Here is a 25706-nt window from a genome sequence, read left to right on the forward strand (position 1 = left end):
AATATTGTAACACATTCAGGAATATTATACCATATACGCCTTTCCTACTTTTTTCTTAAATTTTTGTTATACCCACCACACCAACTTCCATATCACCAGAAGATATAAGGGCTAAATATCAGACAATTTTACAATAATCATACCGTTAATATTTTGAACGCTACTCTTGTTTGGCCATAGATCCATTGATTTGGAATAAGTCTCCGCATATTCTATCTGCTCTTGTGTAGGGGACAGGTAAGTATATCCTATCGTAGACATAAAATTATTCATAATAAACGTACCATACTGCGTAGAAAAAGACCATTCAAAAAAAGAATGACCAGGGTTTTCATACAAACGATAGCTTGATCTGTTTAATCTGGGTGCTCTGCTTCCAATAATAATAAGTGGTTCTGCAGGACTTTCTCCCAAATCCAATTGATCAATACGATCACTTATCTTAAGTGCTAGCCGAACATCTTCTTCATACTGAACATACTCTGAATAGAACATTCGCGAAACTTCCATGCTTTGTTGCATCCCCAAAATGAATATAATGCAATAAATCCACCGTAATACCTGGAGTTTCTTAAATTTAAAATCCATTACACCAATAAAATATTGTATAATAAATCCGAATACAAAAGGTAGAACAATCTGAGTCCGAAACTTAGGTATTTGACCAATAATGATTGTCATAAAAAAGGGCGAAATTAGTAATGCAATAGACGCTAGAATATATAAATAATAGGCCTTACAGCCTCTTTTCCGATAAATCAAGTAAAATAATAAAAGCACAGATAGCGGAAATGCCACAGAATAATAGATACCCTTCGCACACAGTGCATCAATAATATGGTACAAAATATTCTTTATACACTCTTCAGCAGACTCACTGCCCCACAAAATCTGATCGCTGATGTATGAAGTTGTCGAGATGTTTAACACCGCCATTATAATCTTATTTATGATTTCATATAATAAAAATGCCAAAAAAAAGCATAAAATCAGCTTAAAAATTGTTTTCCAATACTGCTCCATTTTCTCAAAATTCAAAAGAAATAATGCTAAAGTTGCTGCAATAAACAATGGAACGGTTGTCTGATAACAAGAAAAACTTAGTGCCAGCAAAATGATGGATGGAATGTAATACCATACTGTCCCGCTCATGACACCTCTCCATATCCAAAGCAATGACAATCCAACAAAAAAAATCGCCAGTTGTACTTCGAATGCTTGCAAAAGAAAGCTGACTTGCTCCGCCATAACAGGTGCGGTAAAAAAAAGAACAGGAAATACCCAACTTCTCTTGCTAAATCTCGTTTTATTATTTGTAAATGTGTAAAAAAGATATTCCCATACTGCGGAATTTAACACCATTGTAATGAACATGAATATTGAGGCTAGATACGGATTAAATACATATACGTTTAGAATCTTTTTTAGAAAAATCAATCCAAAACGCCCCATGGTAAACCAACTATTATATAATGAATCTGGAACATTAATAATTGCTTCCGTATCATGAGAAATTGATAAATGGAAAATCTTCATCCCATAAGCTACAATTAGAACCACTAAGACAATAACAAATGACCTTATATTATCCATACAAAATTCATAGAACGTGGGCATATTGATACTTTTCTTCGTATATTTACTTCTTGTTTGCATTTTAAATATAACCTCCATATGGGAATAAAATTATTGAACTTTTTTTACTGTATCTTCTCTGTTGGTTTGCCTGACAATATAATGTGGTCGTTTCTTAATTTCCAAGTACATTTTAGACAGATACTGTCCTATAATTCCCATACAAAATAGTTGAATTCCTCCAATAAACATAATAATACATGTCAGAGATGCCCATCCTGCTACCGGATCCCCAAACAATAATTTTCGTATACAGATAAATAAAATTATTAATAGCGCGATGCCAGTTAATAATATCCCACTCCATGATGCTATTGATAAGGGCACCTGAGAAAAATTAATTATCCCATCCAGACTGTATTTAAACAGCTTCCAGAAACTCCACTTTGTCTCTCCCGCAATACGCTCTGCATTCTGAAAGGGTAGCCATTTTGTCTTAAACCCAACCCAACCATATATACCTTTTGAAAACCGATTATATTCTCCCATTTCTATAATAGCATCAACCATCTCACGCTTCATCAGCCGATAGTCCCTTGCCCCATCTACGATATCTGCATCTGATATTTTGTTGATTATCCTGTAAAATGCACGTGCAAAAAATGATCTTATTCTTGGCTCTCCCTCACGGTTCACGCGCCTGGTAGCCACACTGTCATATTCACCGCTTGTCAAATATGCTGCCATCTCTGGCAATAATGACGGAGGGTCCTGCATATCTGCATCCATAACAGCTACATATTCTCCGCTCGCATTGATAAATCCTGCATACATGGCAGCTTCTTTTCCAAAATTCCGTGAAAATGATATATATGTAATGCGTTTATCCTTCGCCGAAAGCTTTTGGAGTGTTTCAAGTGTTTTATCCTTTGAACCATCGTCAACAAAAATTAATTCAAAATCATAATTGTTCATCTCGTCACTGACCCTGGAAATCTCTTTATAAAAAAATGGCAGCGCCTCTTCTTCATTATAGCAAGGCACAATTAGCGATATCTTCTTCTTCATGTAATCACGTGGATATTCCCCTCTTCCAATTACAGGAACTCCTTCTCCTTTCCATTGTCCTTAGTATAGCAGAATCCTTATATATTTGCTACTATAAAAACCCAAACAAGCCCATCAATCGATGGACTTGTTTTATACATTATTATTAGTTAATTTCCCCCGTTGTCATTCCAATTAGCTCAGTTTCTCCTAAGGGATTAACTGCATACACATGTACATTATAAAGTGATTCATAGTAGTTGAAGTCTCTAGCCATAACATTGGTCACGTAAGAGCCATCACTTTGTATTCCCGACTCATACCACTGAAGGTCGCTTTGATCTTCGGAAGCCCAAACCGCACATCTGATTGCCTGGATTTCATGATCTGACTGGATATTTTCAACAGTCACCCTGAATTTTCCAGTATGATAATCATATGGAGTAACGGAAATATCAGCGGTGATTTTAGGCTGTGCCGGTTCTGATTCCGATTTCTCACTAATATGCAAATCATATCCAGAAGAAATGTTTGAAGTTAAGTCTTCCATTAAAATCGACTTTTTAACTAATTCAGAGTTAATAGAATCTACTCCAAATCTTTCAATTAGTGTTGGTATATTCGAAAATAGATTCGTTCCAAGCCCAAGCCTGTTTCCATCAATTGTTACACCCATTGCTGCCAATGTAGTCGGAAATGCATCCAAGGTAGAGTACTCACGAAAAGTATTATTTTCAGGCTCAACTGCTGAATTAATATAAGTGGTATAAACCTTTCGCTGGTATTCATCCTTTACATCATCGCAAAAATCACTATCCATAGTGGGATGATCTCCAGAAATTATAATAGTAGTATTTTCATAAAATTCCTGCTGCTGAATCCAGTGAACGAATGCGGCTACCTTTCTGCTGGAACATGCCATAACGTTTGCATACTGATCGTCAAAAACATTCGGGCAATCAGGACATGGATAACCATCTTCAAAGTGTGTATCCACGGTTAGGAGTGTCAGATTAAAAGGCTGACCTGTAGAACTCATCTCAGTTAATTTTTCTGTAGCAAATTGAAAAAGTCGATTATCTTCAAATCCCCACCAGACACGATAATCTGCAGGAATCGAACCATTATTCTTAAAATAATTGTAGTCCCACATGTCATAATTTCCATGTTCTGTAAAATACAGTTTTCTGCCCCCAAACTCTGCTTCAGAACCAATCAGCAGGCTCTGCTGATAACCAGCAGAATTCAGAATATCACCAAGTGCAGTAATCCCCGGAAAAAAATGCTCCTGCGTATTCATAGAGTTATCATCAATTGGAATAAGCAATGGCAACCCCGATGTCTGGCCAAACATAGCTGCCACAGTCCACCCGGTTCCTGTAAGAGAGATTCCTCCATTCAATTGTTCCGAACCACCTGAAAAATTTTCATTATCTTCGGACAATTGTGTTAATTCAGGAATCAAATTTACATCAAATGCTCCGCCATTTTCTTTGTTTGCATAAGTACTTTCCATTGATTCCAAATAAATGTATACCAGATTTCTTTTACTTTCCGGAAAAGTTAAGCTCACATCCTGTGGATTCACATAGTTATCATCAATAAACGTTGAATATGTACTGTGATTATTACTGAAAGTGGTAATATCCAAAGTATTCCAGACATGCCTGACAGATAGTATAATCGTTAAAGTAGATATAAGCAATGTTGTTAAGATTGTAATATGGTGTGCCAGCCTATTCTTACGTATAATAATAAATACAGCTGTAAGTACAATGGCACAAATTACCGTAATAATCAGGCATGAAATGATATAGTCCTTTATCATGCCATCATTTGTACCTTGCAAAGGCGATTTCAAATGATATACCAATTCTTCCATGGATAAATTGTTCCATGTTCTCAACATCCAAAAAATACTGCGAGAAAGCAACATGGCCAAAGTTCCAATCAATACTGTAAAAATTGTTCCAAGAATCCCCAAGCCCTTCCTAGAAATAATTATACTTTTTTTATCTGTATTCAATCGCCTTCCTAGCGCCTTAACACGGAATTTAGGATTCATTCTGTCAAAAAAAGGATTGTTCATCATTCGTGTACTCCTGTTAAACTTATCTTAAAATCTATTATAGCAAAGTACCAGAAATCAATCAAGGCAAAAAGTTCTTGCGTTTAAATTCATTTTATCCTTAAATCAATAAGCTCCATCGGATATCCTGTACAATCGCAAAACTGTTCTTTTGTAAATCCTTCAAATTCTTGCAGCATGTCATCCGTGATTAATAGATAAGAGGCAAATATATTAGCCTGTCGCTCTATTTTAGACACAAGCAGGAGTGTATGATGTGCCATGAAACAACAATTCTCTTTTCTATGTAAGACAGCATGTCCCAATTCATGTGCTAACACAACTTTAAATAATGAATCATTACCTATGATTTCTTCATTAATAAAAATCCATTTATTTCGCTTTATATACTTGTAGTAGCCTAATGCCTTTCCTAAAGGGGTGATTACAATGTGTATTCCAAGCAATTTCGCAATTTTATACGGATCATTTGTCCCATACAAACTAATATAATATGATGTAAGTCTTTTAATACTCCTATTAATATCCAATTTTTCTTCACCTATTTTTATTCTTATTTTGATTCTTATAGGGATTGTATTTAATCTTGTTTTCTTTTTTTGCCTCTTTTAATGCAAATTCAATAGCATTTTCTAATAAACTTAAAGACGCCTCATCTATCTCCTTTCCATTATAATACAATGGACCATCTTCACCACTTTTTATCTCCTCCATTATCCTATCAAGATCTTTCGCTATATCTCGTTCATCACGCCTTGTTAATTGGCTATCCTGTTCTATGTTACCAAGTATCCTGTTTAAGTCAGCATTAAGATAGTTCGCTATTGTTACTGCTCTTTCATACGGTATTTTACGTAATTTTTTAGGGTTTAAATATCCGTTTGAAAAACCACAATCTTTTTCAAGCACAGAAACAGCAAGATTCCTTTTGGTACATATTTCCCTCACATACTCTACTCCATATAACATTATCTCTTCCTCTTTAAATTTAATTTTAGGAAATAATCTAAAATTTAGTTGACATTTTAGAATTTGCCCTATATAATAAGTGTGTATTTAGATTATTTCCTAAACAGAATATTGATATAGGAATATAAATCTTATCTAAACTTATTTTAGAATGAAATCTAAAACAAGTCAATAGGATCAGGAAAAAACCAATTAATTCTAAGACAAATGGGAGGAATTGTCATGAACTATATCAGAGCTAGTCCTGCAATTAAAAGTCTATTTAATTTAATTCAAAAAATATTAAAAGCATAAAAAAGGAGCGAATAGCAATGGGAAATATAGAATCAGCAGTAACATGGATGGAACGAATTGCAGCAGATGACAGGCACGGATACGATCAGGAAAACAGGAATGGTCCTGATTATGATTGCTCTAGTTTTGTGGGAACTGCTCTCAGTCAGGCAGGATTCAATGTAAGTCCATCTTCTACAACAAGAAACCTGCGTTCACAGCTCTTAAACTGTGGTTTTAAAAGTATAGGTGTGAATGAGGGCAGAAAAAGAGGAGATATTTTTCTGAAAGAAGGGAGTCATGTTATAACCTGTGTGAATGCTAGCAATATTGTACATGCCTCCATAAACGAAAAGGGAACTTCTTTAGGAGGGAAAACCGGCGATCAGACAGGCGCAGAAATCTGTGTAAAAGCTTTTTATCCATGTTCTGGTGGCTGGGAGTATCATTTTAGATATGGCGACGGAAGTACTGGTGGTGGAAGTACAAGTATATGGAATACAACAGGTACTGCAACATGTACCGGGGATACGGTGAATTACCGTCAAGGTCCCGGAACAGGTTATGCCTCTCTCGGAAAGCTAAATAAAGGTGATACGTTTGAGGTTGACGGACAAATACAAAATGGTTGGGTACACATGAGATTTCAGGGAATAATTGGCTGGATGCTTGGTCAATATGTTACAGCAAACGAAAATCCACCGGCAGCCATTCAGGAGGCAGGACAACCTGCGTACTCTGAAGAACGAGTTTACTACAGGGCGCATGTGCAGAATTATGGGACTTTAGATGCAGTTAGGGATGGACAGACAGCAGGAACTATAGGAAAAAATATTCCAATGGAGGCCTTTTGGGTCGATGAGAGAATCATCCGGTCAAGATACGGAAATGAGGTAAGGGTATACGCAAAGGCCCATATCAGTGATATTGGATGGAAAGAAATAGGGTATATCGAACATGACACAATAATTGGGACACAAGGACAGGCAAAACCTTTGGAAGCCTTCCAACTTACAGCAGAAGGGCTTCCAAGTGGAGTGAAGATTTACTACCGCTGTCATGTTTCAGACTTGGGATGGCTGACTTGGACAGAAGGAGGAAATATAAGTGGAACCGTAGGACAGGCAAAAGCAATACAGGCAATTCAGATTAAGATTCAATAATTATTACCTCGGGCATTATGTCCGAGGTTTACTAAAGTTATTGTTCAGATATAAATGATTAACTGTAAAAAGCAGGAATATTTAAATAAATATATAGGGCTCAAGGCCTGTAAAAGAAAATTCACATAAATAGACATCAGTTATAGCGGAACTTTTCTTTACTTATCGACACCCCTTCCCGAACATGCTATACTACATAGGACTATTTTCAGAATTGAGGTATTATTATGTTCTTTTCCAGTAAATTAAAAATGTTGAAAAAGTATCCGCGCCTGATCCTGGCTCTCGGACTGCTTGTTTCTGCCTGTCTGGTCTACTACCAGTATGTCTTCGGCAATTCCATTTTTATCTTTAATGACATAGGTGCTGATACACAGCAGCAATATATCATGCAGTACAATTCAATCGTAAATCATATCCGTGACGGCAACTTTTCTGCCTGGGATTTTACCAATGGGTTTGGAACAAGTATGCTGCAGTTGAATCTGTTCGATCCCTCTTTGATGATTCTTTATCTGTCAGGCGTCGTCTTCGGACCGGCAGTCATGCCTTATTTGCTGATTTATATTCATATAGGAAAGATTATTCTGGCAGGTCTGATGTGTTATCAGTTTCTTTCCTGTTTTTCTTTTTCCACCGGAAGCCGTCTGCTGGCATCCTATGTTTATGCCTTTAACGGTTTTCTGATTGTCTGGGGACAGCATTATCAATTTTCAATGATCATGGTGTATCTGCCGTTATTTTTGTTTCTGTTGGAAAAAGCACTGCACCGGGACCGGTTTTCCCCTTCCGTTGCCATACTTACCACCTGTATTATTATCTATAGCTATTATACAGGATATATGACGATGATAACCGGAGGCATTTACCTTATCTTCCGCCTGTTTTTTATGGAGAATCTGGCATGGAAAACACGTTTTAAAAGATTTTTCATAAATTGTTCCTCCATGCTTCTGGGAATCTGTATGGGGCTTTTTTCCCTGCTTCCGGCCTTTGCGCTTGTAAATAATGTTTCCTCTCGTCTGGATAGTAATATGGGAATTTTTCAGCGTATCTTCTCAAGTATTGCCCCATATCCCCTGGAATATTACCCCACTTTGATACTTCGGTTTTTTTCATCAAACCTGGAAGGAATCGGGAATGCCGACATCTACATGCCTTACCGGGGGTATACGAATTATTATGAAGCACCAAATGTGTTTTTCTCTGTATTGTTTGTGGTTCTGGCTGTACAGTATATTTTTTATCTGTTCCATTCCAAGGAAAGCCTCCGCCAAAAGGCTACGCAGTGGGGATTGGTTTTCCTGACTGGTGCTGCATTACTCCTTATGGCAGGCAGTCTGATTTTTAATGGATTTTCATCTCCGTTTTCAAGACATACATTTGTATTGATGCCCTTGTTTGCACTGTTGATTGCAAAAATGACCGATGTGATTTTTACGGAAAAGTTTTTTCATATTCCCGGGGCTCTTATAACCGTGGTCTGCAGCACCATACTTTATTTTCTTTGTTATAAAAGAGTTGCATTGACGCCTTCGGTAAAACTGAATATCCTGATTTTATGGGGAAGCGCACTCCTTATGATTCTGCTCCTGTTTCTGGTGTCCCGTAAGAAAACTTTATCCAGGCTGACTCCGTCCGCACTGTTTGTACTGCTGGCATCTATTACCGCACTCAGCGTCATTAGTGACTCACATATAACAGCCAGAGGGCGTTCCTCTGTTGTAAAGGGAGATGCAGATTATTTTGATTACCTCTATAATTCAGACATGGAATCCCTGCTAAATTACGTGAAGAATACAGACCCGACTTTTTACCGTCTGGAAAAAACCTTTGCGAGGGCTTCTTACTGTATGGAATCCTGTGCACAGGATTACCGTGGAATCGGTACCTATAATTCAACGCTGAACAAAAACCTCATTGAATTCACCGAAAAAATCATTCCGAATATGAATTTGTTTAACTTCTCCAGAACCACATACCGCCACATCGCGCATGATGATGTATTTGCCACTTTATTCGGAATTAAATATCTTGTGACCGAAGACGGGAATTACAGCAGTGATGCTTATCAGCTGGTAAAGCAATTTGGTTCTTTATACCTGTATCAGAATCAATATGCAGCGTCTGTCGGACGTCTGTACACGCAGACCATGGATCAGGCTACCTATGAAGCCTCCGCGCCATCGATTGATGCTTCCGGGCTTTTATCGCAGACAGCAATCACCGAATCGCCCGGCCCGCTCTCCATTCCCGCCGATCGCCTGAGTGCCTTTACAAAACGGAATCTGCCCGATTATGTATCTTATGATTCACCTGCACTTAGCACCTTCCTGGATTCTGATACAAAAGCCATAAGCTGGAGCACCGATGTAAATATACCACTGAACCCGGAGCTTTCCGGGCAGAATGCCCCTGTTACCATGCATTTTAACATTCACTGCGAACTGCCTCCTGCCATTACATTTATTACAAATAACGGCAAGGCAGACACCTCAAGCTTTGAACTTACCAGATTGACACATTCCGCAGATTCGAATTATGCGGTCTCCCTCACGATTCCAGCTGATACAAGATATCTGCACTGTATCACACGGTATCAGGGTGTGGAGTTTACATTAAGCGGTGTGTCCTTTACCTCGCAGAGTCCTGCCGGCAGCCTATCCGAAGATCCCGGTATTGTTGTGAATAATACCACGAATGACAGTAAACTAACGGGCACCATTGCGGCTGACCGGGACAGCCTTGCATTTTTTGCTATTCCCTACGAGACCGGCTGGCAGGCGTCCGTTGATGGGCAACCTGCGGAACTCATTCGGACAGACTATGGATTTTCAGGGTTTTATGTCACAGCCGGCCGCCATACTTTTACGCTCACCTACAGTGCTCCTTTATTAAAAGAAGGAATTCTTTTAAGCGGAATATCCTTTCTGGTTTTCCTTTCGATTACATGGATATCCAGAAAAAGAAACCCCCGGCAGTTATAACTGCCGGGGGCAAGCCCTTATTACTGAACCGTAACATCAGATTCTCTTATTTTTATTCTTGACCAATACTACGATAATCAACACAACTCCCAGAAAAACAAGTCCGGATAAAACACCCATCGCAATATAGGCACCCATATCTGCCCTTTTAATAGTTGTATCTGAATCAGAGATTACGGAATCCTTCTCTGGCTCAGGCGTGTCTTCCGGTTCTTCAGAGAGTGTGGGTTCAGCCGTCTTCTTTTCATATTCCTTCTTCGTTAATGCCGTATTTTCATAAATGATTTTATTATCGGCTGTCTGTATCTTCCCATCCTCACCTGCTTTGAAATTCGTAAACCCATAATCCATGAGAAGTGTGGTATCTCCATACACTGCATCATCTCCGAGACCATACATTACAACCGCAATTAATTCCAGTCCATCTCGTTCGGCATAAGTCACAAGTGTACTCTGGGATGCATCAGTATACCCTGTCTTACCTCCCACACATCCCGTATAGCTCCAATTGGTTCCCTCCAGCAGCATCTTATGATGGTTGGCATAATCCCGGGCTCCTGACAGATTTGTGGCTGGTACTACGTATTCGCGGGTATTTACAACCTTCTGGAAGGTTTCATTCTTTAAGGCTGTCTGGGCAATTAATGCCATGTCATGAGCGGATGTATAGTGATTGTCATCCGGAAGTCCGTTTGCATTATTAAAATGTGTGTTTATGCATCCCAACTCTTCAGCCTTCTGGTTCATCATGTTAACAAAATTCTCAACACTGCCCCCGATGGTCTCAGCCACCTGGGTAGAGACATCGTTTGCCGACTTCAGCATAATCATGTAGATGCACTGTTCCATCGTAAATGTTTCCCCAAGCTTGGGAATGATATTAGAACTTCCCGAATAGGCATCTGCCATACCTGTCTGTGTAAATGTTACCTGCGTTTCAGGCGTGCTGTTTTCTATAGCCACCAGAGATGTCATGATTTTTGTAATACTTGCGGGATATCTCTGGTCATCCATTCCCTTATCATAGAGAATCTGTCCTGTCTTTGCATCCAGCAAAATTCCAGTGCCACTGGAAATATCGGGCGCCTGGGGCCATCCCTGCCAGCTGTTTGTTTCGACCGGAAATACATTAGCATTATTAACTGCTGCCCCTGCATTCATTGTCATATTCACACAAATCAGTGCCACAGCGGCTAAACCTAGCACCGCCTTTTTTGTCATTCGCTTTACCCGCATTTTATATTACTCTCCTAACCCACTTTCAATCGCCAAGGTCAAGGCCTCCAGAGCCTCTTCTTCATCCTCTCCTTCACACTTCAGTTCAATCACATCCCCGGACTTTACACATGCCCCAAGAACGCTTAAGACACTTTTCGCATTCGCTACGCCGGTCTTGATTTTATCCTCGTATTCAAAGGTAATCAGCGATTTATAATTCATCGCCTTATTACACAAGATTCCTGCAGGTCTTAAGTGAAGACCTGAAGGATTTATAACTTTGACCTTTCTGCTAACCATAAATACTTCCTCCTACTTCCTCCTATATATTGCCTGACCTTACGGTCCCGTATTCGTTCCCTGGACTTTCTGTTTCAGATGTACAGTTGTCTTGAGTGTATCTACGAGTTCATACCCATCCGGCAGTTTAATACCAACATCGACGGGATAATCGCCTTCCCCTTTACCGGTAAGATCGATGGAAGCATCAATCATGGAAGCAGAATCAAAGGTTTCGAGTAAATCATCCGATGCTTTAATACGAATCGGCAAGGTAGGCTGATCATAAGAAAGACTCATGTTTTCACCCAGTCCATTCGTTTTTATCGCCTCCACATCCAGATCAAATTCTTTACTTCCATTGGGAAGGATCGTCACATTGATGACAATGGCGGCCGCGCCTTCGCTCGGACGTATCGTGCCATCCTTATCAAACACACTGCTAAGCTCCAGGGTTCCCCGCACGTCCGATTTTTGATTCTTTATGTCAACCACTTCCTTCGAAACGGGAATCGTTATCTGGTTTCCATTCTGCTCCAGTTCTGCCAGTGCCTCATCTGTCCCTACAACCGTAATTTCTGAAGGCGAGGTAATGATTTCACCAACCTGGTAGCCCCTGGCAGGGCTTCCTTCCAGTTCAATATTTATCTTGACATTCTCTTTCTTCCATAAATCAACGGAAGCCTGTACCGGTGTGGATCCGATGTCAAATCTCAGATAGCCCATATCCGAGGTGACCGGTTCCCCGTTCTTATCATAGATTACCAGATTCGCTGTCTTTTCTCCATCTTCCGTCATACCGTCCACACTGACCTCAGCCTTTACCCGGTCGATCTTTTTAATGATGGATTTAGGCCCTGTTATGGTCACCGTTTTAGGATTCAGCGTTATCTTACCGACCTCATAATCCCTTCCCGGGACTGTATCTCCGGTGTCTACATCGATATTAAAGGTCTGCTGTTCGATGTCTTCTATGATGACAGGAATTGTTGTTCTGGACAAGGATATGTTCTCCCCCCTTATGCCCGGGCAGGACACGGTAACCGGAACATATACCGGCGAGGTATTCATATCTACAATCTGAGTTAAATCCGCCTCTGCTACAATATCCGCCTCTTTAATCTTTGAGAGAGCCGTCCGATTATCCCGGATGGTAACTTTGATGGTTTTGTACTGATCATCAATCCGGTAAGTTTTCTTTCCTGTCTCAATATAATTTGCATGCGTAATATTGACAGGGACATCATAGGTCTGGGGTCTTATCGGATCACTGACTTCCACCACCACATACCAGATTAGTATTGCAACAATCACAGAAATAATTTTCAGGGCCAGGTTATTTTTCAGTAGTTTTTTCATCTCTTACCCGCCCTTTCCAACGCTGAAACCTGGTTTTTTGCTGCTGCTTTGATAGCTTTTGAATCTTATGAAGCTGTTCTCTCAAATCGCTGGAAGACACTGCTGTCCTGATTTCACCATTTAACGCAATAGAAACATGACCGGTCTCTTCTGATACAATAATTGTCAAAGAGTCGCTGACCTCACTGATTCCTATGGCAGCACGATGCCTGGTCCCCAGTTCCTTGCTTATTGCCATGCTGTCGGATAAGGGAAGGTAACAGGTCGCAGCAGCCACCCGATCCCCTCTTACAATGACAGCACCGTCATGCAGCGGTGTATTATGCTCAAATATATTAATCAGCAGCTGCCCTGTCAGAACGGCATCAACAGGAATACCGGTTTTTTCATAATCGGCCAGAGATATGTTCTGCTCAATTACAATCAGCGCACCTGTCTTTACCTCGCCCATCTCAAAGCTTGCACGGACCAGTTCGTTCAACGTCTGATCATTGAATCTTAAATTATCTTCCACACTGCCCGCTCCCAAAATCAGGAACGAATCAAAAAAATTCCGGTCTCCCAGCTGCTCCAAAACCCGGCGCAGTTCCGGCTGAAAGACAATCACTACCGCTGTAATGGCGGCGACACTTACCATCTTAAAGATCTCGATGATTACATCCATTTCAAAAAAGTTGGCAATCAGAATAAATACACCGATAAAGACAACACCTCTGAGCAGAAGATATGCCCGCGTATTTTTCACCCAGAGAATCAGATGGTATACAAAGTAAGCAATTATCAGAATTTGTACAATATCTATAAATTCCACATGTTTCGGAAGCTGACGTGGAAATGTGAAATTAACAAATTGTGTTTTAAACCATGTAATAATCTTATCCAAAGCATCACTTCCCTTCCACTTTTTTCCTTCCGATAAGCTGTATAGGTTTAATTATGGAGCATTTTCAATATCCTCTAAAATTTTCTCCAGTTTTTCCTCAAAATCAATATCGGAAAACCCCGGCTGTGCATCCGTTTCTTCCGGATATGCAGATTTTTCTGAAAGCTCCAGCTCATCAGAACGTTCAAAATCTTCAGATTGACTGTCCGGATCCTTTCCCGCCATGTCCGGGATTAAAAGATTGCTGTTCTTCGAACCGCTTCTTCTTTTCATCACGGATTTCTTAGGCACAGCCTTCACATAGTAATAATAAGTATCATCCTGATATTCCAGAAATTCGCTTCTTCGATAATCCGCATGATAAGCGAAGAATTCTAAAATCAGGGCACATAAGCCGGAGCCGATTGTCCCTATAAAAACCACCGGTATTGAAACCTCTGCCTTCAGCAGTATCGCAGCACACATGGCTATAATGATATAGCATAAGCATCCTGTCCCGATTGCCAGATACCACGCAAAATCCGCGCTCATTCTACGTATGGCATATACAATAACAGCAACTGCAGCACCGGCAATTATAAATACATACATTGCTTTATTATGAAAGACACCACCAATCAATGCCTGAACATTGCCAAGTATATCCTGCTCCTCCAGCTTTTTTAATGGTTCCGCAATCTCCCTGACCGTCCGTATGTAATAATATGTTATCGTGCCTATACATATAGATATCGCCGATCCCGGTCCTCTTAAAAGACCACATCCAAGCGGTATCATACACGGCATACCCAAAGAAAAGGCGGCTGGTGTCATGACTATGGCCAGCGCATCTTTGGAGGAAAATCTGAAATAGAGCAGATACATAAGTGCAAACAATAATAAGGTAACTCCACCTACTTCAATACCCAGTGCAAAAGTATGCAATGTAATTATTATTCCACCGGATATCACGATCATATACATTGGGAGTATCGAGCAAAGTAAGGCCAGAATCAGAATTACAAAAAAATTATTAAGTACTTTTAAGTAGTCGAGATTTCTGTTTATATTTGTAAAAACAAAAACTGCCAGTAGAAATTTTAATATGGCATTCGCATAGAAACTATATTTTCCATATAAAATCTGTAACTTCTCCTTGAGTTCAAGTAATTCTGTCATCTAAAATGCCCTCCCGGTTTCTTACGCAGGGCTCCCTGTGTTTCTATCATATAATCTTTTTCCAGTTTTTTAAGGGACCTGTCATAGTCTTCCAAACTTTTTATTGCTTTTGCATAACGAATAGAAGCAACTGTGTAGGTGATGCCGGAATAGATGGCCAGCATTAATATATACCCCACAACTGCTTCAAAAATAAATGATTCTACTTTCAAACCGCTCATCTTATGCATCACGGTTTCCATATTATATACCACAACTAACCCCAGTATAAGGATATAGGCAATTGTAGAAGCAAAGAAATTCTTCAGCAAAGAAATACCGATATAATCACTGCGGTAGTATTTGCCGATTTTCAGATATCTCTTTTCTTCCTTCTTTTCATAGCGGGCCAATCTGGTCATCAGCGCTACTCTCTCTGTGTTCAGCATAGACTCTCCTTTATCCGAATCTCTACAATTCATAAGATATTGTACCATACTTCCCCAGTTATGAAAAGAAGTTCTTGTTACTATTCAGCTACAGTCCCCGTCCGATACATACAGTCAGGAAATAAACCTTCTCCACTCCATGCTCTTTGAGAAGCCGGGCCAGTGTCTCTACCGTGCTTCCTGTAGTATATATATCATCCACGAGCACTACAATTTTGTACCTTATTTCCTGCACTAAGGTAAATGCCTCTCTTAAATTTCGTCTCCGCTCCGCTGGATCCAAATTCTTTTGTGCACGGGTTTTCTTTTTCCTTTTCATAGAACGGGAATCCACCGGAATACCCCAGATTTCGCCTAATACATCTGCCAGCACTTTCGCCTGATTATATCCCCTTTTGCTTAGCTTTCCTGCGTGTACCGGAACAGGAATCAGCACCTCCGGCTTCCAGCATGTTACATATGACGATGCAAACAGGTTCAGCATCTCTCCATAGAATCTGCCATATTCCTGCCTGCCGCCGTATTTATATCTTGCTATGGATGCCTTTATTTTGCCGCAATATAAGAAAGCAGCAAACCCACAGTCGAAACTGAACTCATGTCTTTCACAGTCCAGACAAACTTCTTTCTCATCACTGTCTATAGGCTTACTGCATCGTAAACATCTGGGTCCTGTGATTGGCTTTACTTCATCCCGGCACTGCAAACAGACCGGGTGCTCCCGGCCTGAAACTACGCAATCGCATAAGGCACAGCGCTTAGGATATAAGATATCTAAAAATTTCATTCAGAGTCCTCTCTCCCCGATGACTCTCTTCCTGTACAGCCTTGTTACGTTGTTACATCTCTGCAATCCGCTCAGCCAGCGTCGTATACCGGCTTTCCTCCTGATGGTTGTCTATCATTGCCTGAAAAGTCACGTCGCTTCCCACCAGTGCCACACATCTTCGTGCTCTGGTAACAGCCGTATAAAGCAAATTTCTGGTCATAAGCATCCTTGGTCCCCCAAGCAGGGGAATAATCACGGCAGGGTATTCACTCCCCTGCGCTTTATGGATGGTAGTGGCATAGGCCAGCTCCAGCTCATCCAATTGTTTGTATGTATATTCTACAAAGCGGTGCTCGTCATACTCTACAGTCAACAGTTCGGCATACGGATTAATCTCACTGATGATTCCTAAATCCCCATTGAAGATTCCCATACCCTGTTCGGCTGCAATTCCATATTGTCCTCTTACTTCCCATCCCAGCTGGTAATTATTCTTAATCTGCATTACCTTGTCACCTTCCCGGAAAACCGCATTCACAGTCTCTTTTTCCTTCTTATCTCCGGAAGGCGGATTCAGATACCGCTGCAGGACCTTATTCAGGTTTTCTACTCCAAGAGCTCCCTTTCGCATGGGTGCGAGTACCTGAATATCTCTGGATCCGGCTTCCACATATTTCGGGAGTTTTTTCAGAATCAGTGTAAGGATTACATTAAGAATGAGATTTGAATCATATCGCTTCAGGAAGAAAAAATCAAGACTTTTATTATCCAGAACAATCTGCTCCCCGGCATGAATCTTATGCGCATTCACTACGATGTCACTTTTTGCAGCCTGCCGGAAAATCCTGGTCAATTCGACCACCCGGAAACACCCCGACTGTATCATATCCCGCAGGACACTGCCGGGACCCACACTGGGCAGCTGATTCATATCTCCCACCAGAATCAAACGGGTTCCGGGTACTATGGCAGTCAGAAGTGCATGCATCAGCTGAATGTCAACCATAGACATCTCGTCTATGATAATCACATCTGCCTCCAGCGGATTGTCCTGGTTCCTTTCAAAATTCACATTTGAAGAAGACTCATCTACGACACCGGATATCTCCAGCAGGCGATGAATTGTGGAAGCCACATAGCCCGTCGTCTCAGTCATACGTTTGGCAGCCCTCCCTGTCGGGGCCGCCAGAAGAATATCCATCCCCTCCGATGCAAAATACTTTATCATGGCATTGATCGTGGTTGTCTTACCGGTACCCGGTCCGCCTGTTAAAATCATCAGCCCATCACATGCAGCTTCAATCACGGCCTGCCGCTGTATATCATCCAATTCGATTTCAGAGCTTTTTTCGATACCTTGAATACGGTGCTCCACCTGCACCCTGTCATCTTCACATGTAATATTCAGTTCATGAAGCATACGTGCTGTATTGAGTTCAAGATAGTAGAACTGGCTTGCGTAAACAGTCGTCTGAACCCTTCCTTCCGGATCCTGCTTTTCTTTTAAGATTACCTTCCGGTCTATGGCCATATCCATCAGATACTTGTCCATAGATTCTGAATGAACACCCAGCATCTCCTCTGCTCTGTGAAATAATACATGTTTCGGCAAGTAGATATGCCCCTGGGCGCTCGCCTGGGAAAGCACATAGTACAAGCCGCTGCGTATGCGAAACTCCGAGTCCATGTGTACTCCTGCCCTGGATGCAATTTCATCGGCTGTTTTAAATCCAACCCCCGGTATGTCCTCCGCAATTTTATAAGGATTTTCTTTCAGTATCCGGTAAACATTATCTCCGTATTGATGAAATATCTTGATTCCGAGTCCCAGTGAAACTCCATATTGGCTCATGAAGATAATTGCGTCCTGCATCTCAGACTTTTCTGATACCTGCACTGCGATTTCTCTTGCCTTTTTATCACTGATCCCCTTGATTTCGGACAGTCTTTCCGGCTCCTCATCTATGATTCGCAGGGTGTCCTTTCCAAATCTGCGGACAATTCTGGCTGCCAAAGCAGCACCCACGCCTTTGATGGCTCCCGAACCCAAATATCGTTCCATGGATTCTGAATCCTTCGGTAATCTGGTCTCATAGGCATCTACCCGGAACTGCTGTCCGTATACGGCATGTGCCGTATACTCTCCCGTAACCTCCAGAAGTTCTCCTTCATTGACGTACTGGAAGGTTCCCACACAGGTCAGCTCACTGGCCTCCACCTTTAAATTCAGTACTGTATATCCATTCTCCTCATTTCTGAAAATGATATGTTCCACATAGCCTTCTACTTTATCTTTCATGTTCCCTGCCATCTCTCGTACTCTTAATGATTAAATTTATCCATCATCTCAACGTACTTTCCGGTACCCACAGCCACGGCAAGCTCAGGATTCTCAGTTGTCATCGTGTTGATACCTGTCCTTTCCTGAATCACCTCTTCTATACCATCTAAAAGTGCTCCGCCGCCGGTCAGTACAATACCCCGGTCCGCCACATCGGCCGCCAGCTCCGGCGGTGTTTTCTCCAGAACATTCTGAACGGTTTCCACAATCTGGTTCACCGTATCTTTCAAAGCCTCGCAGACCTCGGGTGATGTCAGATGAACGGTCTTCGGAAGCCCTGTTACAACGTTGCGCCCTTTGATATCCATGGATTTTTCCTCAAGGCGTTTATAAGCGGTACCTATCTTCAGCTTTACCGCCTCCGCCGTCTGTTCTCCGATGAATAACTTGTGATTCTTTCTTACGTATCGTATAATTGCCTCGTTAAAATTGTCACCAGCCACCCGGATGGAAGATGCAACAACAATTCCTCCCAATGAAATTACCGCCACATCGGTTGTGCCTCCTCCGATATCTACAATCATATTGCCAAATGGCTTTGTTATATCAATTCCGGCTCCGATAGCCGCTGCAATAGGTTCTTCTATAATCGTCACATCTCTGGCACCGGCCTGATATGTGGCCTCTTCCACTGCTCTTCGTTCTACCTCGGTCACCCCACTGGGAACACAGATAGAAATGCGTGGTTTCCTGAATGACTTTCTCCCCATGGATTTCTGAATAAAATAACGCAGCATCTTCTCCGTAATCATGTAATCAGAGATGACTCCCTGACGAAGCGGACGGATTGCCATGATGTTACCCGGTGTCCGGCCAATCATCTGCCTGGCTTCCTCTCCAATTGCCCTCACCTTATCGGCGTCTTTATCATAAGCAACCACAGACGGCTCTTTCAGCACGATTCCTTTACCTTTCGTATACACCAGAATACTGGCCGTACCTAAATCAATTCCAATATCCGTTACCGCAGCCATAATAAATCCCCTTTCAATTCGGCTTTCAATCCCGGTACACCGAATTTCATACGCAATTAACACATGATGTACCAGATCTGCCCGCTCCAATCAATATCTTGTAATTCCCCTCGCCTCTAATTCATTATAAACATAGAGTGAGGAAATGAAAAGCAGTTTTTAGAGATATTTTTTGACATATTGTCCTGTATAAGACTCAGGAACCGACGCAATATGCTCCGGTGTGCCATAAGCTATCACCGTTCCTCCTTTATCGCCGCCCTCCGGACCTATATCGATGATATAGTCCGCAGTTTTGATCACGTCCAGGTTATGCTCTATGACAACCACCGTATTTCCGCCTTCTGAAAGCCTTTTTAAGATTTCAATCAGCTTATGCACATCTGCAAAATGCAGTCCTGTGGTCGGCTCATCGAGAATATAAATGGTTTTCCCGGTGCTGCGTTTACTCAGTTCCGTAGCGAGTTTGATTCGCTGCGCCTCTCCGCCGGACAGAGTGGTAGATGGCTGTCCCAGTCTGATATAAGACAATCCCACGTCGTACAATGTCTCTATTTTTCTGCGGACAGAAGGCACATGTTCAAAGAACGTCATCGCCTCCTCCACAGTCATATCCAATACATCATAGATACTCTTACCTTTGTATTTTACCTCCAGGGTCTCCCTGTTATAGCGCTTTCCCTGGCATACTTCACAGGGCACATACACATCCGGAAGAAAGTGCATCTCAATTTTAATGATTCCATCACCGCTGCAGGCTTCGCAGCGGCCTCCTTTGACATTAAAGCTGAAACGTCCTTTTTTATATCCTCTGGCCTTGGCATCAGCAGTAGATGAAAACAAGTCCCTGATCATGTCGAAAACACCGGTATATGTGGCCGGATTGGACCGGGGGGTTCTTCCTATCGGAGACTGATCAATATCAATAACCTTATCCAACTGCTCAATGCCTTCAATTTTTTTGTGCTTTCCAGGTATAATTCTGGCTCTGTTCAGTTCTCTGGCCAGTCTCTTATATAATATCTCATTGACCAGCGAACTTTTTCCCGAACCCGAAACACCGGTTACACAGGTCATAACGCCCAGAGGAAATTTTACATCGATATTTTTCAGATTATTCTCCTGTGCCCCACACACTTTCAACCATCCGGCCGGCTTCTTTCGTGCCTCCGGAACCGGAATTTTCATACGTCCGCTTAGGTATGCCCCGGTAACAGAGTTTTTATTCTTCATCAGTTCTTTTGCTGTTCCAATTGCAACCAGCTCCCCGCCATGCTCTCCGGCACCGGGTCCGATGTCCACCACGCAATCTGCAGCCAGCATGGTATCCTCATCGTGTTCCACCACAATCAGTGAGTTTCCGAGATCCCGAAGATGAAGCAGCGTTTTCAGAAGTTTATCGTTATCCCTTTGATGGAGGCCTATGCTCGGTTCGTCCAGAATATAGGCAACACCCACAAGACCTGACCCAATCTGGGTGGCCAGGCGGATACGCTGTGCCTCCCCTCCGGACAATGTTGCAGTAGCACGGGCAAGTGTCAGATAATCTAAACCTACGTCCATCAAAAATTGAACACGCGCCCGGATTTCCTTTAAAATCTGCTTTCCTATCAGATTCTGCTGGCTGCTCAGCTTCAAATCTGCCATAAATGCTGTCAGTTTCTCAATGGACATTGAAGTAACTTCAAAGATGTTCTTATCCCCTACGGTCACGGCTAATGAAGTGGCTTTCAGCCTTTGCCCACGACAGTCCGGGCAGGGTGTGATTCTCATAAAGGATTCATACTCCTGCCTCGTGCTTTCCGAACCCGTCTCCCTGTAACGGCGTTCCACATTCTTAAGCAGGCCCTCAAATGCCACGTCGTAGACGCCTTCTCCCCGCTGTCCCTTATAGTATACCTTTACTTTTTTTCCATTCGTCCCCTCGATCAGTATATCATGTATTTTCTTTGGATAATCCTGAAATGGGGTGTCCAGTGAAAAGCCGTATTCCTTTGCCAGTGCATCCAGAATCGCTCTGGTGTAACTGGATTTATCCGTACAGGACTGCCAGCCCAGCACCACAATCGCCCCTTCCAGGATACTTAAGGACGAATCCGGAATCATCAGTTCTTCCGAAAATTCCATCTTATATCCCAAACCATAGCAGCTGGGGCAGGCTCCGAAAGGATTGTTAAAGGAAAAACTCCTGGGTTCGATCTCATCCATACCGATTCCGCAGTCCGGGCAGGAAAAACTCTGGCTGAAATTCAGAACATTGCCGTCCATCGTATCCACTACCAGAAGACCGCCCGACAGTTCAAGCACGCTTTCGATGGAATCGGTCAGTCTTTTTTGGATTCCCTCCTTTATCATCAGACGGTCCACCACAATCTCTATGTTATGCTTTATATTCTTATCTAATGTAATATCTTCGGTCAGTTCGTATAGGTTACCGTCCACCTGCACACGTACATAACCACTTCTTTTCGCCTGGTCCAGCACCTTTTCGTGCCTTCCTTTCCTGCCCCTGACCACAGGTGCCAGCAATTGAATTTTCGTACGTTCCGGAAGGCTCATAATTTTATCCACCATCTGGTCCACCGTCTGCTTGCTGATTTCTCTGCCGCACCCGGGACAGTGCGGAATCCCGACGCGGGCATAGAGCAGACGAAAATAATCGTAAATTTCTGTCACCGTACCCACTGTGGATCTGGGGTTTCTGTTGGTGGATTTCTGATCTATGGATATCGCCGGAGGGAGCCCTTCGATGCTCTCTACATTTGGTTTTTCCATCTGCCCCAGAAACTGACGGGCATAGGAAGAAAGACTCTCCATATAACGCCGCTGGCCTTCTGCATAAATAGTATCAAAAGCCAGAGAACTCTTTCCCGAACCGCTTAAACCGGTCAGAACCACAAGTTCATTTCTGGGAATATCCACATCCAGGCTCTTCAGGTTGTTCTCTGAAGCACCTCGTATCTTTATAAACTCCTTCTTCTGTTTACTTGCCATATATATATAACTCCTTTTGCTGTCATCACCGTATTTTAAATGTCTGCTGCCAGACCTAATCTACCATATATCTTACCATATCTGTCAAGCGAAAGCAAACATTCGTTCTGTTTTGTGTGTCCTGTTTCCCGACACTTTCCTTCATTCCCTCAGGAAATCCGCCATTATGATATTGCTCACCGATATGCCCTTCCGGGTCAACGATACATATCTGTCTTTCTTTTGTAAAAATCCCATTTGCATGTACTTTTCAATGACCTTTCCATAAACATCCGTCATTTCTTTCCCGAAATTTCTCTGAAAATCCACTTCTGATATGCCGCGGCACATCCTGAGACCCAGAATCATAAACTCCTCCATGGCATCCTCTTCAGTAAGCTTCTGCAGATTTTTCCTGATTATCCGCGGCTGGTGACTGTTCTGCAGATATTCCTTCAAGTCCACTGTATTGGAAAACCGCTGCTCCTTCATAAGTGAAGCCGCTCCAAGTCCCAGCCCCAGATATGGTATCCGCTTCCAATAACCGATATTATGCCTGCACGCATACCCCTTTTTTGCATAATTAGATATTTCATATTGTTCATACCCATATTCTTTTAATATATCATGGGTATTTTCATACATGATTCGTTCTGTATCCTCATCCGGGAGCTCCAGGATATCCTGTTTTTCATAAAACGGAGTCCCCTCCTCCAAAATCAGACTATAAGCCGAAATGTGCTCCGGTGCCAGCTCTGCCGTCATGCGGAGATTTCTTTCCCAATCCACATAGGTCTGTCCCGGCAGTGCCGACATCAGATCTACGTTGATATTGAGAAATCCAACCTCTCTTGCCTGCCGGTAGCCTGTCCTAAATTCCTCCACCGTATGAATCCTTCCCAGACGCTTTAGTTCCGTGTCAGACATGGATTGACAGCCAAAGCTGATACGGTTGAATCCTGCTTTCCGATATCCCCCCAGCGTTTCCTCTGTCACGGTCCCGGGATTGGCCTCTAAGGATATTTCAGCATCATCCGAAAAGCTGATTCTGTTTCTAATTTCATCCAAAATCCGCATAATTTCTTCCGGGGACATCAAAGAAGGGGTTCCGCCGCCAAAAAAGATCGAGCTCACCTGATATCCGTCCAGTCCATCCACTGCACCTATCTCCCTGCACAGAGCCTCTGCATAGTCTCTTCTGCGTGCTTCCTCTGAAGAAAAGGATAAAAAGTCACAATATTCACACTTTCTCACGCAAAACGGTATATGCACATATATTTCCAGTTTCCTTTTTTTTCGATTCATCTAAATTGCCTTTCCTGTATCAATAAAAGCCATTCCCATATCAGGAACAGCTTTATACTAATACTAATTATCTTCCAGTTTCAAAACACTCATAAATGCCTTCTGGGGAATCTCTACATTCCCGATCTGCCGCATCCGCTTCTTTCCTTCTTTTTGCTTTTCAAGCAGTTTCTTCTTACGGCTGATATCACCGCCATAGCACTTGGCCAGCACGTCTTTCCGCATGGCCCTGACTGTTTCTCTGGCAATGACCTTCGACCCTATTGCCGCCTGTATCGGAACCTCGAACAACTGCCTGGGTATCTCCTCTTTGAGTTTCTCACACATTCTCCTGCCGCGGTCATAGGCCGAACCGGAAAATACAATAAAGGACAGAGCATCCACCTCTTCTTTGTTCACCAGAATATCCAGTTTTACCAGATCGCTTCGCTCATACCCCAGAAGTTCATAGTCAAAGGAGGCATAGCCTCTCGACCGGGACTTCAGGGCATCAAAAAAATCATAGATAATTTCATTCAAAGGCAGATGATAATGCAGCATGGCACGTGTTGTCTCCATATATTCCATGCCCTGGTACTGGCCGCGCCGCTGCTGGCACAACTCCATAATCGGGCCGATAAACTCGGTTGTCACCATGATTTCGGCTTTTACAACCGGTTCTTCCATATAATCGATTTCGGATGGATCCGGCAGATTCGAAGGATTGGTCAAATCTATGCAGGTTCCGTCCGTCTTATAAACTTTATAGATAACGCTGGGCGCAGTAGTAACCAAATCCAGATTATATTCTCTCTCGAGCCTCTCCTGAATGATTTCAAGATGAAGAAGTCCCAGAAACCCACAGCGGAACCCAAACCCTAAAGCAGCAGAGGTCTCCGGCTCATAAAAGAGCGATGCATCATTAAGCTGAAGCTTTTCCAGCGCGTCTCTCAAATCCTGGTAATCGGCTCCATCGGCCGGATACATACCACAATACACCATGGGATTTACTTTTTTATATCCTGGAAGCGGTTCTGCACAAGATCTGTTGGCATCCGTGATGGTATCACCCACACGTGTGTCGCTGACATTTTTTATACTGGCTGTAATATATCCCACCATGCCGGCCGAAAGCTCTTCGCAGGGAATAAACTGTCCCGCTCCAAAGTATCCTACCTCAACGACTTCTTCCACGGCTCCTGTAGCCATCATACGGATCTTTGTACCCTTTCTCACCTTACCTTCCATGACTCTGCAGGATGTGATGACTCCTCTATAGGCATCATACACGGAATCAAAAATCAGTGCCTGGAGGGGATTTTCACTGTTTCCTCTGGGAGCGGGTACCTTCTCCACAAGTTCCTCCAGCACCTGCTCTACATTCAGCCCTGTTTTGGCCGAAATACGGGGGCACCCCTGTGCCTCAATTCCTATTACATCCTCGATTTCCGCAATCACCCGCTCCGGATCGGCACCGGGCAGATCTATCTTATTGATGACCGGGAACACATCCAGGTCATGATCCAGAGCCAGATATACATTGGCAAGTGTCTGAGCCTCGATTCCCTGCGAGGCATCTACAACCAGAATGGCTCCGTCGCATGCTGCCAGACTCCTGGAAACCTCATAATTAAAGTCGACATGTCCGGGTGTATCTATCATATTTAATATATATTCCTGCCCATCCTTTGCCTTATATATGGTGCGGACCGCCTGTGCTTTGATAGTAATGCCGCGTTCGCGTTCCAGATCCATGTTATCCAATACCTGAGACTGCATCTCGCGCTCAGTCAGCAGACCGGTTTTTTCGATAATCCGGTCTGCCAATGTGGATTTTCCATGGTCAATATGTGCAATGATGCAAAAATTTCGTATCTTACTTTGATCTACAGCTGTCAAATCTGTTCCTCCTGACAAGGTACTTAAATAATCGTCAA

Annotated in this window: 19 protein-coding genes; 2 read left to right on the top strand and 17 right to left on the bottom strand. The window is 42.4% G+C overall.

Annotated elements, in window-relative coordinates:
• Nucleotides 1-111 precede the first annotated feature (111 nt).
• The 5 genes from KNL20_RS11400 to KNL20_RS11420 form a co-directional block, all read right to left on the bottom strand.
• Entirely contained in the window at nucleotides 112-1656 is a 1545-nt protein-coding gene (locus KNL20_RS11400) for a glucosyltransferase domain-containing protein (protein ID WP_230397870.1), read from the bottom strand.
• Nucleotides 1657-1686: 30 nt separating this feature from the next.
• Nucleotides 1687-2643, bottom strand: a complete 957-nt coding sequence (locus tag KNL20_RS11405; protein ID WP_230397871.1) for a glycosyltransferase family 2 protein — start codon at nucleotides 2641-2643, stop codon at nucleotides 1687-1689.
• 145 nt (nucleotides 2644-2788) lie between these two features.
• Complete coding sequence (locus tag KNL20_RS11410; RefSeq protein WP_230397872.1) at nucleotides 2789-4714, bottom strand: GBS Bsp-like repeat-containing protein; 1926 nt, start codon at nucleotides 4712-4714, stop codon at nucleotides 2789-2791.
• Nucleotides 4715-4800: 86 nt separating this feature from the next.
• A complete protein-coding gene (locus KNL20_RS11415; RefSeq protein WP_230397873.1) occupies nucleotides 4801-5241 on the bottom strand; it encodes an ImmA/IrrE family metallo-endopeptidase in 441 nt (146 codons plus the stop codon).
• Between the two features lie 7 nt (nucleotides 5242-5248).
• Nucleotides 5249-5680: an XRE family transcriptional regulator gene (locus KNL20_RS11420; RefSeq protein ID WP_230397874.1), complete on the bottom strand. Its 432-nt coding sequence runs from the start codon at nucleotides 5678-5680 to the stop codon at nucleotides 5249-5251.
• Nucleotides 5681-5991: 311 nt separating this feature from the next.
• Between KNL20_RS11420 and KNL20_RS11425 the strand changes: the two genes are divergently transcribed.
• The gene (locus KNL20_RS11425; RefSeq protein ID WP_230397875.1) at nucleotides 5992-7116 is read left to right on the top strand and encodes an endolysin-like domain-containing protein; all 1125 of its coding nucleotides are present in this window, start codon (nucleotides 5992-5994) and stop codon (nucleotides 7114-7116) included.
• A 227-nt stretch (nucleotides 7117-7343) separates the two neighbouring features.
• Complete coding sequence (locus tag KNL20_RS11430; protein WP_230397876.1) at nucleotides 7344-10103, top strand: YfhO family protein; 2760 nt, start codon at nucleotides 7344-7346, stop codon at nucleotides 10101-10103.
• Nucleotides 10104-10139: 36 nt separating this feature from the next.
• Here the strand turns inward: KNL20_RS11430 and KNL20_RS11435 are convergent, their stop codons facing one another.
• The 12 genes from KNL20_RS11435 to lepA all read right to left on the bottom strand — a co-directional run bounded on the left by KNL20_RS11435 (nucleotide 10140) and on the right by lepA (nucleotide 25668).
• A complete protein-coding gene (locus tag KNL20_RS11435) occupies nucleotides 10140-11339 on the bottom strand; it encodes a D-alanyl-D-alanine carboxypeptidase family protein (protein ID WP_230397877.1) in 1200 nt (399 codons plus the stop codon).
• Nucleotides 11340-11345: 6 nt separating this feature from the next.
• A complete protein-coding gene (locus tag KNL20_RS11440) occupies nucleotides 11346-11621 on the bottom strand; it encodes an HPr family phosphocarrier protein (RefSeq protein WP_230397878.1) in 276 nt (91 codons plus the stop codon).
• A gap of 39 nt (nucleotides 11622-11660) precedes the next feature.
• Nucleotides 11661-12959 carry a CdaR family protein gene (locus KNL20_RS11445; protein WP_230397879.1) on the bottom strand — a complete coding sequence of 433 codons (1299 nt, stop codon included), beginning with the start codon at nucleotides 12957-12959 and terminating at the stop codon, nucleotides 11661-11663.
• On the bottom strand, nucleotides 12937-13842 hold the full coding sequence (cdaA, locus tag KNL20_RS11450; RefSeq protein WP_331468175.1) for a diadenylate cyclase CdaA: 906 nt from the start codon (nucleotides 13840-13842) through the stop codon (nucleotides 12937-12939). The genes KNL20_RS11445 and cdaA overlap by 23 nt, the downstream gene beginning before the upstream one ends.
• A gap of 51 nt (nucleotides 13843-13893) precedes the next feature.
• A complete protein-coding gene (locus tag KNL20_RS11455; RefSeq protein WP_230397880.1) occupies nucleotides 13894-15000 on the bottom strand; it encodes a hypothetical protein in 1107 nt (368 codons plus the stop codon).
• Nucleotides 14997-15428, bottom strand: a complete 432-nt coding sequence (locus KNL20_RS11460) for a hypothetical protein (protein ID WP_230397881.1) — start codon at nucleotides 15426-15428, stop codon at nucleotides 14997-14999. The genes KNL20_RS11455 and KNL20_RS11460 overlap by 4 nt, the downstream gene beginning before the upstream one ends.
• A gap of 88 nt (nucleotides 15429-15516) precedes the next feature.
• Nucleotides 15517-16215, bottom strand: coding sequence for a ComF family protein (locus tag KNL20_RS11465; RefSeq protein WP_230397882.1), 699 nt, complete (start codon nucleotides 16213-16215; stop codon nucleotides 15517-15519).
• Nucleotides 16216-16267: 52 nt separating this feature from the next.
• On the bottom strand, nucleotides 16268-18496 hold the full coding sequence (gene recD2, locus KNL20_RS11470) for an SF1B family DNA helicase RecD2 (RefSeq protein ID WP_230397883.1): 2229 nt from the start codon (nucleotides 18494-18496) through the stop codon (nucleotides 16268-16270).
• A 23-nt stretch (nucleotides 18497-18519) separates the two neighbouring features.
• Entirely contained in the window at nucleotides 18520-19512 is a 993-nt protein-coding gene (gene mreB / locus KNL20_RS11475) for a rod shape-determining protein (protein WP_230397884.1), read from the bottom strand.
• 159 nt (nucleotides 19513-19671) lie between these two features.
• Nucleotides 19672-22506 (bottom strand): excinuclease ABC subunit UvrA, encoded by a 2835-nt coding sequence (gene uvrA, locus KNL20_RS11480; RefSeq protein WP_230397885.1) that lies wholly within the window; start codon nucleotides 22504-22506, stop codon nucleotides 19672-19674.
• 141 nt (nucleotides 22507-22647) lie between these two features.
• The gene (hemW, locus tag KNL20_RS11485; RefSeq protein WP_230397886.1) at nucleotides 22648-23790 is read right to left on the bottom strand and encodes a radical SAM family heme chaperone HemW; all 1143 of its coding nucleotides are present in this window, start codon (nucleotides 23788-23790) and stop codon (nucleotides 22648-22650) included.
• Nucleotides 23791-23853: 63 nt separating this feature from the next.
• A complete protein-coding gene (gene lepA, locus KNL20_RS11490; protein ID WP_329957465.1) occupies nucleotides 23854-25668 on the bottom strand; it encodes a translation elongation factor 4 in 1815 nt (604 codons plus the stop codon).
• Nucleotides 25669-25706 lie beyond the last annotated feature (38 nt).

The organism is Novisyntrophococcus fermenticellae (assembly GCF_018866245.1).
GTDB lineage: Bacteria > Bacillota > Clostridia > Lachnospirales > Lachnospiraceae > Novisyntrophococcus > Novisyntrophococcus fermenticellae.

What these genes read in the sequence shown, in the direction of transcription:
- KNL20_RS11410 (WP_230397872.1), bottom strand. Translation starts at nt 4,714, where the DNA reads ATGATGAACAATCCTTTTTTTGACAGAATGAATCCTAAATTCCGTGTT.
- recD2 (WP_230397883.1), bottom strand. Translation starts at nt 18,496, where the DNA reads ATGAAAGATAAAGTAGAAGGCTATGTGGAACATATCATTTTCAGAAAT.
- KNL20_RS11465 (WP_230397882.1), bottom strand. Translation starts at nt 16,215, where the DNA reads ATGAAATTTTTAGATATCTTATATCCTAAGCGCTGTGCCTTATGCGAT.
- KNL20_RS11460 (WP_230397881.1), bottom strand. Translation starts at nt 15,428, where the DNA reads ATGCTGAACACAGAGAGAGTAGCGCTGATGACCAGATTGGCCCGCTAT.
- KNL20_RS11430 (WP_230397876.1), top strand. Translation starts at nt 7,344, where the DNA reads ATGTTCTTTTCCAGTAAATTAAAAATGTTGAAAAAGTATCCGCGCCTG.
- KNL20_RS11445 (WP_230397879.1), bottom strand. Translation starts at nt 12,959, where the DNA reads ATGAAAAAACTACTGAAAAATAACCTGGCCCTGAAAATTATTTCTGTG.
- KNL20_RS11400 (WP_230397870.1), bottom strand. Translation starts at nt 1,656, where the DNA reads ATGCAAACAAGAAGTAAATATACGAAGAAAAGTATCAATATGCCCACG.
- KNL20_RS11405 (WP_230397871.1), bottom strand. Translation starts at nt 2,643, where the DNA reads ATGAAGAAGAAGATATCGCTAATTGTGCCTTGCTATAATGAAGAAGAG.
- mreB (WP_230397884.1), bottom strand. Translation starts at nt 19,512, where the DNA reads ATGGCTGCGGTAACGGATATTGGAATTGATTTAGGTACGGCCAGTATT.
- KNL20_RS11440 (WP_230397878.1), bottom strand. Translation starts at nt 11,621, where the DNA reads ATGGTTAGCAGAAAGGTCAAAGTTATAAATCCTTCAGGTCTTCACTTA.
- uvrA (WP_230397885.1), bottom strand. Translation starts at nt 22,506, where the DNA reads ATGGCAAGTAAACAGAAGAAGGAGTTTATAAAGATACGAGGTGCTTCA.
- KNL20_RS11455 (WP_230397880.1), bottom strand. Translation starts at nt 15,000, where the DNA reads ATGACAGAATTACTTGAACTCAAGGAGAAGTTACAGATTTTATATGGA.
- hemW (WP_230397886.1), bottom strand. Translation starts at nt 23,790, where the DNA reads ATGAATCGAAAAAAAAGGAAACTGGAAATATATGTGCATATACCGTTT.
- KNL20_RS11420 (WP_230397874.1), bottom strand. Translation starts at nt 5,680, where the DNA reads ATGTTATATGGAGTAGAGTATGTGAGGGAAATATGTACCAAAAGGAAT.
- KNL20_RS11435 (WP_230397877.1), bottom strand. Translation starts at nt 11,339, where the DNA reads ATGCGGGTAAAGCGAATGACAAAAAAGGCGGTGCTAGGTTTAGCCGCT.
- KNL20_RS11425 (WP_230397875.1), top strand. Translation starts at nt 5,992, where the DNA reads ATGGGAAATATAGAATCAGCAGTAACATGGATGGAACGAATTGCAGCA.